Source organism: Pseudomonas sp. NFACC39-1 (assembly GCF_900110355.1).
GTDB classification, from domain to species: domain Bacteria; phylum Pseudomonadota; class Gammaproteobacteria; order Pseudomonadales; family Pseudomonadaceae; genus Aquipseudomonas; species Aquipseudomonas tehranensis.
In genome coordinates, this window is record NZ_FODL01000026.1 from 1 (window position 1) to 12,412 (window position 12,412).

10 protein-coding genes and 1 pseudogene are annotated in these 12,412 nt (G+C 62.5%); all 11 read right to left on the reverse strand.

Annotated features, from left to right (window positions below; translation table 11 throughout):
- Window positions 1–616, reverse strand: a pseudogene (locus BMY45_RS26655) (type IV secretion protein Rhs); the annotation flags it as partial.
- Window positions 617–628: 12 nt separating this feature from the next.
- Window positions 629–1,063 carry a DcrB-related protein gene (locus tag BMY45_RS26660; RefSeq protein WP_092403347.1) on the reverse strand — a complete coding sequence of 145 codons (435 nt, stop codon included), beginning with the start codon at window positions 1,061–1,063 and terminating at the stop codon, window positions 629–631.
- 18 nt (window positions 1,064–1,081) lie between these two features.
- Window positions 1,082–3,013: a type VI secretion system Vgr family protein gene (tssI, locus tag BMY45_RS26665; RefSeq protein WP_092403349.1), complete on the reverse strand. Its 1,932-nt coding sequence runs from the start codon at window positions 3,011–3,013 to the stop codon at window positions 1,082–1,084.
- A gap of 143 nt (window positions 3,014–3,156) precedes the next feature.
- The gene (gene tssH / locus BMY45_RS26670; RefSeq protein ID WP_092403351.1) at window positions 3,157–5,835 is read right to left on the reverse strand and encodes a type VI secretion system ATPase TssH; all 2,679 of its coding nucleotides are present in this window, start codon (window positions 5,833–5,835) and stop codon (window positions 3,157–3,159) included.
- The gene (gene tssG / locus BMY45_RS26675) at window positions 5,828–6,880 is read right to left on the reverse strand and encodes a type VI secretion system baseplate subunit TssG (RefSeq protein WP_092403353.1); all 1,053 of its coding nucleotides are present in this window, start codon (window positions 6,878–6,880) and stop codon (window positions 5,828–5,830) included. The genes tssH and tssG overlap by 8 nt, the downstream gene beginning before the upstream one ends.
- A complete protein-coding gene (gene tssF, locus BMY45_RS26680; protein WP_092403355.1) occupies window positions 6,844–8,703 on the reverse strand; it encodes a type VI secretion system baseplate subunit TssF in 1,860 nt (619 codons plus the stop codon). The genes tssG and tssF overlap by 37 nt, the downstream gene beginning before the upstream one ends.
- Window positions 8,700–9,212 carry a type VI secretion system baseplate subunit TssE gene (gene tssE, locus BMY45_RS26685; RefSeq protein ID WP_092403357.1) on the reverse strand — a complete coding sequence of 171 codons (513 nt, stop codon included), beginning with the start codon at window positions 9,210–9,212 and terminating at the stop codon, window positions 8,700–8,702. The genes tssF and tssE overlap by 4 nt, the downstream gene beginning before the upstream one ends.
- A complete protein-coding gene (locus BMY45_RS26690) occupies window positions 9,206–9,655 on the reverse strand; it encodes a hypothetical protein (protein ID WP_092403359.1) in 450 nt (149 codons plus the stop codon). Before BMY45_RS26690 ends, tssE begins: the two co-directional genes overlap by 7 nt.
- On the reverse strand, window positions 9,652–10,110 hold the full coding sequence (locus BMY45_RS26695) for a type VI secretion system amidase effector protein Tae4 (protein ID WP_092403361.1): 459 nt from the start codon (window positions 10,108–10,110) through the stop codon (window positions 9,652–9,654). Before BMY45_RS26695 ends, BMY45_RS26690 begins: the two co-directional genes overlap by 4 nt.
- Before the next feature lie 81 nt (window positions 10,111–10,191).
- A complete protein-coding gene (locus tag BMY45_RS26700) occupies window positions 10,192–10,680 on the reverse strand; it encodes an Hcp family type VI secretion system effector (protein WP_047226771.1) in 489 nt (162 codons plus the stop codon).
- A 223-nt stretch (window positions 10,681–10,903) separates the two neighbouring features.
- Window positions 10,904–12,400, reverse strand: coding sequence for a type VI secretion system contractile sheath large subunit (tssC, locus tag BMY45_RS26705; protein WP_092403363.1), 1,497 nt, complete (start codon window positions 12,398–12,400; stop codon window positions 10,904–10,906).
- Between the last annotated feature and the right edge of the window lie 12 nt (window positions 12,401–12,412).

Consider the following 12,412-nt stretch of genomic DNA (forward strand, 5'->3'; position numbering starts at 1 on the left):
CGGGCTGGCCGTTGATGGTGACTTTGTCCGAGCCTTCGGCCATGAACTGCGGCGGCATCGGTGGGTGCTTGGTGCAGATCACCAGGTCTTCCGGTCGGGTCTCTGTGCCGGGGGCGGGCGAGGCGACGGTGGGGCGCCACATCTGCGAGAAGAAGTTGCCGGCCATGTCCAGGTAGCTGGGCTCGGCTTCTTCTTCCGGCTCGGGCATGTCCAATTCGGTGCCGGCCGGCGCGACCTGGGAAACAACCGCCCCGGCGGCGCGGGCCGAGGGGATGTTGTTGGTAAAGGTGTCCTTGGAGCCGGTGAGGATGTTGGCCTGCACCGTGGGCGGAAAGAGCGCGTTGCCGATGCCTTCGCAGATATTACTCAGGCCTTTGTCGGCCCCGGTCTTGCTCATGGCAAGGCCCACGACCGCGCCCACGACCGCGCCGAGCAGGAAGCAACCCAAGCCACCCGTGGCGACGGTGATACCGGTGGCGGCCACCACGGCAGCGGTCGCCAGGGCGGTGATGGCGATGTTCGCCGCCACTTCCAGCACGCCGCCGAGGATGTCGGCCATCATCGAGGTGTGGTTCAGTGCGTCGCCCAGGCGAGCGGCCCAGAGCGCGTCAGACATGCAGTTGGCTCATCACGCCGGAACGTCAAACAACAACGAGCCCTTGATCGTCGCCCAATGCGCCGCCTCAGCATCACCGAGCTTCTCGGCCTTCACGTAGCTCAAGGCAAGCATCTTGCGCGTGCCGGGCAGTACCAGGGCGAGCTGAAACTGGAAGACCTTTTCGTTGCCCTTGTTGAACTGGCTGCGCAGCTCGACGCCTTCGACTTCCTGGTTGGCGCCCAGGCGCACGGCGACGCCCGGTTGAGCGCGCAAGTCCTGGACCTGTTTTTCCAGGCGCTTGAGCTGGTCGTCGAGGTTGCTCTGCAGGGTTTCGCCGTCGGCCAGCAAGCTGCGGCTGACGATCAACGAGGTGCCCAGTTCAGGGAACTTGAGGATGTTGATCGTGGCGTCCAGCAATTCGCTTTCCGGCAGCTGGAACTGGAATTCATTGATGCGGTAAGTCATGGCACTTAAATCTCGTGGTTAGCCCTTGGGGAACGCGGCAGCGACGTTGGCGTCGATGCTCGCCTTGACGCCCTGGCCGTCGGGCGTGGCACCGGGGCCGCCGCCGTTGTTCAGGTGCAGCACGCCGCCGGTGTTGAATTCGGCATCGCCGCTGGCATAGAAACTGATTTGCACGCCGGTCAAATTGATCTGGCCGCTGGCGTTGAGCTCCAGGATGCTTTCGCCGCACACCAGGCGCAGGTTCTCGCCCACTTCAATGACGTAGCTCTGGCTGATGCTGTCGGTCTTGCGCAGGCCCACCGACAGGATGTCTTCCTGCTTGACGATGCGCAGGCGGTTGTTGCCGATGGTCACTGTCTCGTTGTGGCCGATGCTCTTGTTGCGGTCGTGGCCCACCGAGTGGCTTTCATCCACCTCCACCACGATGTCCTGGTTGCGCTCGGCATGGATATACAACTGCTCGGCGCCTTTTTTGTCTTCCATGCGGATTTCGTTGAAATTCGCTGGCGTACCGCCCTTGCTCGAACGGCTTTTCATGCCGCTCTGGGTGGCGTTTGCGGGCAGGTCATAAGGCACGGTCTGTTCGGCGTTGTAGACGCGACCGGTGATGATCGGTCGGTCGGGGTCGCCTTCGAGGAAGCTGACAATCACTTCCTGGCCAATGCGCGGGATCTGCATCGAGCCCCAGTTTTTCCCGGCCCAGGACTGTGACACGCGAATCCAGCACGAGCTGTTTTCGTTGGACTGGTCGTGACGGTCCCAGTAGAAATGCACCTTCACCCGGCCGAACTGATCGGTCCAGATCTCCTCGCCCTTGGGGCCGACCACCAACGCGGTCTGCGGGCCTTTGACGATGGGGCGATGGGTGGTGGGCAGCGGCCGGTAGCTTTGTTGAGCGGCGATGCAGGTCAGGCTGCTTTCGAACTGGGCCGAAGGCGCGCCGCCGCCGGTTTCACCGCTTTCCTGGGACACGTAATAGCGGGCGCCGACGATCAGGTATTCGCGGTTCTGGTCCTGGCGAGTGAAGCCGGTGAGGCTGAACAGGTGGCCCGAGCCCAGGCCGCGAGCGTTGCCGGCCAGCTCCACTTGCTCGTGCAGGGTCTGCAAGGCTTCGATGCGGGTGCGGGCGTAGTGTTCGCCGTCCTGGCTCTGCACATAGGTGCCGGGGTAGTCGTACAGCGGATAGTCGCCGGCGGTGTGCGGGCGCGGCATGGCCGAACGCACGTCGATGCGCGCGCTGGGGCGCTGGAAGTCATAGTCGTTGAGTTCCAGCGAGCCGGGCTGCACTTCCTGGGCCAGGTGCCAGTCGTGGATATGGTCGCGCTCGCGCTGCTGTTCGTTTTTCGGGTAGTAGGGCACCGAACCGTAGCCGGGCACAGTGGTGTGGGCGCCATAGGCGTCGGCCAGCACCAATACATGGCGGCCCTGTTCGTGGCGGAAGAAGTAGTAGATCCCTTCCTGCTCCATCAGGCGGCTGACGAAATCGAAGCTGGTTTCGCGATACTGCACGCAGTATTCCCACTCGCGATAGGGGCGGCTGAGGGCGTCTTCGAAGTCGGAGAAGCCCAGGTCGCGAAACACCTGCTTGATGATCTGCGGGATGGTCAGGTTCTGGAAAATCCGGCAATCGGAGGTACGGGTCAGCAGCCATAGCCAGGGCCGCAAGGTCGCCTGGTAACTGGCGAACTGGCCTTGGTCAACGTTCTGGCTGAAGCGCGAAACGATGCCGTGGAAATGCCGCTCGCCGCCGCCGTCCAGTTGCAGGCTCACGCACATGGGTTTGCCGAGCACCTGGTTGAGGTCGATGGCGTTGTCCAGCGAGTGCAACTGCAACTCGTAGTTGAACAGCCGCCCCAGCTCTTCGCCGCCGCCCATGTCCTTGAGCAACAGTACCTCAGGTCCCAGGGGGCTGGTGATTTTGGCCAGGCGTGAGGCTTGGTTGAATAACATCAATTATCCCTTGTTACTGCCTTGTTTCCCCGTAGGAGCTGTCGAGCAACGCGAGGCTGCGATCTTTGCTCAGACCCTTGAGTCTCAAGCGGAAGATCAAAAGATCGCAGCCTTCGGCAGCTCCTACATGGGCGGGTTTGACCTTAGGCCGCGTCGCTGAAATCGTACTGCAATTCATTGTCCCGGGCGCTGATCCGCACGCCGGCCAGCGCCTTGCCTTCGAGCATGCGAGTGAGGAACTCGCGGCTCATGTCCGGCAGCAGGCTGTTGGTCAGGATGGCGTCGATCATGCGTCCGCCGCTTTCGGTTTCGGTGCAGCGCGAGACGATCAGGTCGATCACCGCATCGTCGTAGTCGAAAGCGACTTTGTGGGTGTTCTCCACGCGTTTTTTGATGCGGTTGAGTTGCAGGCGGGTGATGGCTTTGAGCATCTCGTCGCTGAGCGGGTAGTACGGAATGGTCACCAGGCGCCCGAGCAGGGCCGGCGGGAAAATTTCCAGCAGCGGCTGGCGCAGGGCCTTGGCGATTTCTTCCGGCTCCGGCACGTTCTGCGGGTCTTTGCAGACCTGGGCAATCAGCTCGGTGCCAGCGTTGGTGGTCAGCAGGATCAAGGTGTTCTTGAAGTCGATCACCCGGCCTTCGCCGTCCTCCATCACGCCTTTGTCGAACACTTGGAAGAAGATTTCATGCACGTCCGGGTGGGCTTTTTCCACCTCGTCCAGCAGCACCACGCTGTAGGGTTTGCGCCGCACGGCTTCGGTCAACACGCCGCCTTCGCCGTAGCCGATGTAACCCGGTGGCGCGCCCTTGAGGGTGGACACGGTGTGGGCTTCCTGGAACTCGCTCATGTTGATGGTGATGACGTTCTGCTCGCCGCCGTACATGGCTTCGGCCAGGGCCAGGGCGGTTTCGGTCTTGCCCACGCCGGAGGTGCCGGCGAGCATGAACACGCCAATGGGTTTGCTCGGGTTGTCCAGGCCGGCGCGGGAGGTCTGGATGCGCTTGGCGATCATCTGCAAGGCGTGGTCCTGACCGATGATGCGGTTTTTCAGGTGCTGGTCGAGGTTGAGCACCGTTTCCAGTTCGTTGCGGGCCATGCGGCCCACCGGGATACCGGTCCAGTCGGCGACCACCGAGGCCACGGCCTGGTAGTCCACGGTCGGCAGAATCAATGGGGTTTCGCCTTGCAGAGCGCTCAGGCGCTGTTGCAGGTCAACCAGTTGCTCGCGCAGGGCGTGGCTGGTTTCGCTACCGTCCTCGCTGTCCACCACGCCGACACGCTCGCGCAAGGTGGCGCGGGTGGCGAGCAACTCGTCCACCAGGGCTTTCTCTTCGGCCCAACGGCTTTCCAGCTCGGCCAGGCGTTCGCGTTCAGCGCTTAGCAAGTTCTCGCTCTGGGTTTGGCGGGTGCCGATGGCGATGCCGATGGCGTGCTCACGGGCGATGATTTGCAGCTCGGTTTCCAGCGCTTCGATGCGCCGACGGCTATCGTCCACTTCGGCCGGCACCGCGTGCAGGCTGATGGCGACGCGGGCGCAGGCGGTGTCCAGCAGGCTCACGGATTTGTCCGGCAACTGGCGCGCCGGGATGTAGCGGTGCGACAGTTTGACCGAGGCTTCCAGGGCTTCGTCGAGGATCTGTACCTGGTGGTGTTTTTCCATGGTCGAGGCCACGCCGCGCATCATCAGCAGCGCTTTGTCCTCGGAAGGCTCGGCGACTTGCACCACCTGGAAACGCCGGGTCAGGGCCGGGTCTTTTTCGATGTGCTTCTTGTACTCGGCCCAGGTCGTGGCGGCCACGGTGCGCAGGGTGCCGCGCGCCAGGGCCGGCTTGAGCAGGTTGGCCGCGTCGCCCGTACCGGCAGCGCCACCGGCACCCACCAGGGTATGGGCTTCGTCGATGAACAAAATGATCGGTTTGGGCGACGCCTGGACGTCTTCGATGACCTGGCGCAGGCGCTGTTCGAACTCGCCTTTCATGCTTGCGCCGGCCTGCAGCAGGCCGACATCGAGGCTGCGCAGTTCCACGTCCTTGAGCGATGGCGGCACGTCGCCGGCGACGATGCGCAGAGCAAAGCCTTCGACCACGGCGGTCTTGCCCACGCCGGCTTCACCGGTGAGGATCGGGTTGTTCTGCCGGCGGCGCATGAGGATATCCACCAGTTGGCGGATCTCTTCGTCGCGACCGACGATGGGGTCGAGCTTGCCGCTGCGGGCCTGTTCGGTGAGGTCGACGGTGAAGCGCTTGAGGGCTTCCAGTTTGCCCATGGCACTGGGGGACATGGCGCCACTGGCCTCGCCCGGTACGGCACCGGCGTTGAAACCGTCGCTAGCGGTCAGAGCGTTTTCCGGGGAGTCGCCGACGTATTCGTCAAAGCGCTCGCTCAAGGCCTCGACCTTGACCTTGTCGAACTCCGACGACAGCCCCAGCAATGCATGGCGCAGGCTTGGCGTCTTGAGAATACCCAGCACCAGATAACCGGTGCGCACCTGGCTTTCGCCAAACATCAGGCTGCCGTAGACCCAACCGCGTTCCACGGCTTCTTCAACATGGGAAGACAGGTCGGTGATGGAGGTCGAGCCCCGTGGCAAGCGGTCCAGGGCTTCGGTCAGATCGCGGGCCAGGCGCGCCGGCTCGATATTGAACTGGCGGATGATGCGGTGCAGGTCCGAGTCCTGCAGCTGCAGCAACTGATGAAACCAGTGGGCCAGTTCCACGTAGGGGTTACCGCGCAACTTGCAGAACACGGTGGCGGCTTCGATGGCTTTGTAGGCCACGCTGTTGAGTTTGCCGAACAACGCGGCGCGACTGATTTCACCCATGCTCATGGCTCCTTGAGGTCTGTGAGGTGTTGGCCTGTTCGGCGTAATGCCGGGCCAGTATTAAATCCTTGGCATCTGTTTCGGGGCGGCCCAACCAGGTGTTGAACCCCAGGCGCAAACCACCGTTGAGCTGCAGCGCCGGTACTTCGGGTTGTTCCAGGATCAGGTTCAGGTCCCAGTCCAGTTCATGGCCCAGATATTCGGCGACCCAGGCCACCAGCTCGTTGAAGGGTTGGCTGCCGGGCAACATGCCCATGTAGTCATCGAGCTTGAGTGGCCCCAGGCGAATGCGGAATTTGTGCTGGCGATCCCACACGTAGCGGCCCAGGCAAAAGTCCACGCCCAACTGATGGGCGCTGACGCCCACGCGGCTGCGTTCTGGCAGTTCCAGCCATTGGCCGACGTATTCTTCGATCTCCACCGGCAGGCCGAAGTACTCGCTGATGATGGCCTTCAAACCGTCCGGGTAGCGGGTTTGCGCTGATAAGTGGCCGCTGTAGTGCAGTTTCGCCGTGTCAGGAATCAGCCCTTGCTTGAGCAGGCTCGGCATGCCCCGACCACTGAGGGCGGCCAGGCGTGCCGACCAATAGTCGTCGTCCGGGCGATCATGGCTGACCGTTGGCCGCGCTTCGGCCCAGGCCCGGTAGAACAGGCTGAGCAGGCGATGGTGGAACACGTCGAGGAAACGTTTGCTGGTGCTGTCGGCGTTGTTGCGCTGGCGCTCGCGCACGTATTCGGTGATGTGCAGCGGCAGCGGGCCGTTGGGGCCACCGAGGCCGAAGAAGAACTGTTCCAGGCGCGCCGGCGCACCGTCGAGGCCCGGTTGCACCGAGGCCAGGGTCGCCGGGGCGAAGGTGCATTCGGCCTGTTGCCCCAGGCGCAGCGGGTCATCGGCCAGGCGTAATGAATGGCCCAGACGCGGCAGTTCGGGGGATTCGCACTCGATACGCCGCAAGGCCTGGAAGAAGTCGTATTCCCAGGGCTCCTGATGCATCGCGTCCAGGGTACTCAAAGGGTCGGACGACGTCCGGGCTTGGCTTTCCATCGCATGATCTCGCCGCGTTCGGTGGTACGGATCACCGTCTCGGTAAAACTGTTGATCGACACGTAGCGTGCCAGGAAGCGCTCGAACACCGCGCCGAGCAAAAACACCCCGGTGCCGCGAAACGCGTTTTCATCAAATTCCAGGGTGATTTCCAGGCCACGACCAAACACGATCGGGCCGGGCATCGGCAAGCGTCGAGTGCAGGCCTTGCTGCTGACTTCGCGCAGGCCTTCGATCTGCAACTGCAGCGCTGCATCGTTGCTGTCGCCGTACAGGCGCAGCAGTTCGCGCAGGGCTGCGGCGCCCTGGCCTTGCTCGCTCAGGGACAGGTAATTGAGCGACAGTTGGCTGATCAGGCGCCAGGCCTTGGCGTCGTGGGCATGGCTGGCCCGTGGCCGACTGGGACCTGCTACGCAACGAATCGCGCCGACGGGCGCGCTGTCGGCCAACGTGAAATCGGTCTTGCCGTTGCCCACGCTCATGAACAGCGGCAGGTCGCGGTTGGTGCACAGCGCCGTCACGCCCAGTTGGCGCAGGTCGTGGCGATAGGGCGCCTGCTGGCTGTCCACCAGGCTGACGAAGGTTTCGCTGCCCACGTAGGTCGAGCGCGGGCCGTTGCGGCGCTGGTCGCTGGATAACACTCGCGGCTCACGTCGTACTGTGTAGTAGGCCTGGTCGCGCCCGTAACGTGACGGATCGCGCACGGCATAGAACGGCAGGAACGGCTGCTCCGGCCCGGTGCCGTGGCCGGTGAGGCCGGTCAGCGAATGCACTTCGAAATCCATCGGGCGGGTGCGGTCGGCGATGACGTGATGTTCGTTGACCCGCTCCGAGAGGTGGATGCGATCCAGGCGCTTGGGGAACAGGTTGATCGCAGGCGTGCAGAACGGCAGAAACTGAGCGGCGCCAACGCTGCCCTCCAGGCTCGGGTCGTGACGGTCGAACAGCACGATCAGCTCCAGCTCCTGACCGTCGCAGCGCTTGACCGCGCGGCTCAATTGGGTGAAGTCGACGAACAGGAACCGATGGGGCAGGGCGAAGTATTCCTGCAACAAGCGATAGCCCTGGAAGGCGCGTGAGACCACGGGCAGCGCGGCATCGGCATCGTCGAAACCCCGCGAGCACAGCGCGTCCTGGGGCAAGCGTTCAACCCAATCGCCGCCGGGCTTGCGGGCGAACACCGCGCAAGCATTGCTCAGCAGTTGTTCGTAGAGGCGGAAGGGCTGTTCGTCGGCACCGCTGAGGTACAGCGGCAGGTTGTCCAGGGGCAGGCTGTTGAACGGCAGTTCGGCACCTGTACGCAGGGTCAGGCGCAGGCCGGCCTTGGCCTTAGGCTCGCTGGCGGCCAGGCGTCCGAGCACGGCGGACGGGTTGCCGAAGTATTCGGCCTGGCTGACCTGCAGCGGCCACAACGTCACCGCGTGGGCGGTGCGGTACTCGCAGCAGGTCTGGGTTTCACGCCCCAGGGCGGCGCGCAGGACGGTGTCCCGGGGCAGCGCAAAGCCTGCGCTCAGCGAGCCCTCATCGGGGTCGGTCTGCAGTTGCACCACGGTCATCGACGGCGTGGGCGCCAGATAGTGGGGGTAGGCGATTTCCAGCAGGTTATGGGTGAAGGTCGGGTACTCGGCATCGAGCTTGAGCTGCACCCGCGCCGTCAGGTAGGCGAAGCCTTCGAGCAAACGTTCGACGTACGGGTCGGCACAGTCCATCCCGGACAACGTCAGCCGACTGGCGATCTTGGGGTATTCCTTGGCGAACTCCGCCGCGCTTTCGCGCACATGGTGCAGTTCCTGGTTGTACAGCTCCAGCAGGCGCGGGTTCATGGGCGTCTCCGCTGATCGGCGTGGACTACGCGCACGTGGCCGGTTTCCAGGTCCAGGTCGGTTTGCAGCATCAGACGCAGCGGCACGGGCTGCGCCCAGAGGTCACCCTCGATCTCGAAACTCAAGGCGTTGTGGTTCATTTCGGCGGTTGCTCGGGCTCGCACCCGCAGGGTATGGCGCAAGATGCGTGGTTCGAACGTGGCGATGGCCTGGTGGATCAGCGCTTCGAGGGCCGGCAGGTCGACGTTCGACGCGCTGTTGCCGGCCAGCGCCGGCAACCCGAAATTGACCACAGACGTGCCTGCCGGGGTGTGCAGCGTGGCATCGGCATCGAGCAACGAAGTGGTGTTGAGTAACCACGCCAGGTCGCGCAGCACCGAGGCTTTCAACTGGGTGAGCGACAACACGCGCTTGTCGGCGCTTTCCTTGAGGTTGCTCGGATCGTCGTCGGTCAACCGGTCCAGCAGGGACGGTTGCAGGCGATCGCGGGTGGCGATTTCGGTTACCAAGTGAAAAGGCCCGTGTAGTTTTTCTGATCGCCTGCACCGCGCAGGCAACTACCCGTGCGAGCGATTATCGAGGGTTCGAGTTGTCCGTTGATCTGGCGTATGGCGCGATACTCGGATCGACACTCAGGACTGTCCTCAGCCGTTGTCGTCAGATGAATAACGATGACAATGGGCACTTTGCCGAAGGTCTCGACATGCGATTTGCCTTGTCTGTCGACGGTGAATTGGCAGGGCCATGGCAAGTCGAGTGGCATTAGGGTCTGGTCTGGTTTGCGTAGCGCGCAGCGTTGTTGGTCATTCACCAGGGTTAACTGTTGCCCGTCCATCGAGACCACTTGATTCACCGCTGCGGCTGGCGTCGCCGGTGCAGCTTGCTGCCCGGCACAGGCCGTCAGACTCGAAAGCAAGCAACCCATAAATACTGCGCAATGAGCTTTGATCATAAAAGCTCCCAGAACCAGATCGCCTTGGATCGATAGGACGGATCGTCATACCGGCTAGCGGTAAAGCCACGGTTCCACAGATCGATATGATCGCCGGTGCGACCGTCTAGAGACTCTCCCAGTTGTTGGAAGCAGTCCTTGAAAAAAATAAGGCCTTTTTTGTCCATCAGATTTCGGCGCTCTTCTGCGCTGCCGCCGAGGATAGTTGGACGGCCCAAGTGGTGTTTCCACAACCAATTTGCCAGCGATTCAGCCCCCCGCGCATGCCCATGCGCACACTTGGGTTCGGTGTAGGTGGACTTGTTGACCTTGATGCTCAGTTCGGTATTGAGCGTGATGCTCATGCGAATCGCGCACTGGTTGGCCCACGGACCGTCGCAAGGTTTCGCGTCAGGGTAGGTCACCAGCAGATCGGAATAGGCTTTCCACAAATTGATAAACGAAGGCTTGGCCATGACTCAGATACCGGGTGGGAAAGGATTGGATTCGAGCAAGCACCAAACACCCCCGGCGCGTGGCACCGGGGGCGTGTTCGATCACACCTTGACGTTCTGGCGGATGTTCCAGCCGAACTTGACCGGGCCGCCTTCCTTGGTGCCGTCGGCTTTTTGTGGCTGATAGTCGACCATCACCTTGGCGAAGTTCAGGGTGACGTTTTCGGTCAGGCGATCATCGTTGCCCGAGCCGCCGGTGCTCAGGGAGGTGATCAGCACTTCTTCCAGGTTGATGATCATGTACTCGACCTGGCTTTCACCGCCGGCCTTGCGCACGGTCAGCTTGACCTTGTCGATGTGCTTGCCGCTGGCGCAATGCATCATCAGGTTGGGCGATGCCTTGTCGACGAACTTGGTCAGCGACAGGTCCTGCACGTTGACCTTGCCCGCGCCACCGCCACTGCCCACGTGCATGTTGCCGGACTGGGACATGCCCCAGCTCCAGTTCAGGACATCGATCTCGTCCTTGTGGGCCTTGTCCATGGACTCGCCCTTGATGTCGCCGATCTTGATGAAAATATCAACAGCCATGTTTTCTCCCTGTGTGGTCTCTACCACATTGTTTGATTGACGCCGACCTTGCGAAATCTATTGTGCTGAACGGGGCGCAAGCTGATCTCCAAACCGCTGAAGATCCCCTGTGGGAGCGAGCCTGCTCGCGATAGCGGCGTGTCAGGCAACGCAGGTGGCGACTGATCCGCTATCGCGAGCAGGCTCGCTCCCACATGTTTACCGCGTACCGTTCAACAGGTTTTTACGCACCCTTGGCCGAAGGCAGTTTCGATACCAGGCGCAGCGACACGGTCAGCCCTTCGAGCTGGTAGTGCGGGCGCAGGTAGAACTTGGAGTTGTAGTACCCCGGGTTGCCTTCGACTTCCTCAACGATGACCTCGGCGGCGGCCAGTGGGTGCTGGGCCTTGGTGGTCTCGGTGGAGTGCGCCGGGTCACCGTCGACGTAGTTGAGGATCCAGTCCTGCAACCAGCGCTGCATTTCGTCCTTCTCTTTGAAGGAACCGATCTTGTCGCGCACGATGCACTTGAGGTAATGGGCGAAGCGGCAGGTGGCGAACAGGTACGGCAGGCGCGCGGCCAGGTTGGCGTTGGCGGTGGCGTCCGGGTCGTCGTATTCGGCCGGTTTCTGCAATGACTGGGCGCCGATGAACGCGGCGAAGTCGGTGTTTTTCTTGTGCAGCAGCGGCATGAAACCGTTCTTCGCCAGCTCCGCTTCACGGCGATCCGAAATGGCGATTTCGGTCGGGCACTTCATGTCCACGCCGCCGTCATCGGTAGGGAAGGTGTGGGCTGGCAGGTTTTCCACTTCACCGCCAGATTCCACGCCACGGATGCGCGAGCACCAGCCGAAGTGTTTGAACGAACGGTTGATGTTCACCGCCATCGCATAAGCGGCGTTGGCCCAGGTGTACTTGGAGCTGTCGGCGCCGTCGGTATTTTCTTCGAAGGCGAAGGCTTCCACCGGGTCGGTCTTGGCGCCGTACGGCAGGCGCGCCAGGAAGCGCGGCATGGTCAGGCCGATGTAGCGCGAGTCTTCCGATTCACGCAGCGAACGCCAGCCGGCATATTCCGGCGTGGTGAAGATCTTGGTCAGGTCGCGCGGGTTCGACAGTTCCTGCCACGAGCCCATGCCCATCACGGTAGGCGATGCGGCGGCAATGAACGGCGAGTGCATGGCGGCGCAGACTTTCGACAGCTCGCCCAGCAGCTCCACGTCGGGTGGCGACTGGTCGAAGTAGTAGTCGCCCACCAGGCAACCGTACGGTTCACCGCCGAACTGGCCGTATTCTTCTTCGTACATCTTCTTGAAGATCGGGCTCTGGTCCCACGCGGTGCCCTTGAATTTCTTCAGGGTCTTGTGCAGGTCGGTCTTGGAGATGTTGAGCACGCGGATCTTGAGCTGCTCATCGCTCTCGGTGTTGTTGACCAGGTAGTGCAGGCCACGCCAGGCGCTTTCCAGCTGCTGGAAGTCGGGGTGGTGGATGACCTGGTTGACCTGGGCGGTGAGCTTGGCGTCGATGGCGGCGATGATCGATTCGATCGACTTGATGGCGTCGTTGGACACCAGGTCAGTCTGCGCCAGGGCCTGCTCGGCGAGGGTGCGCACGGCGGTTTCGACGGCTTCGCGAGCGCGTTCGGTCTTGGGCTTGAATTCTTGCATCAGCAGCGAGGCGAACTCGCTGGGGACTTCGGTGGTGCCCAGGGCCTGGGACTGATTTTCACGTGCTGATTCGGTCATGATCATTCGTCC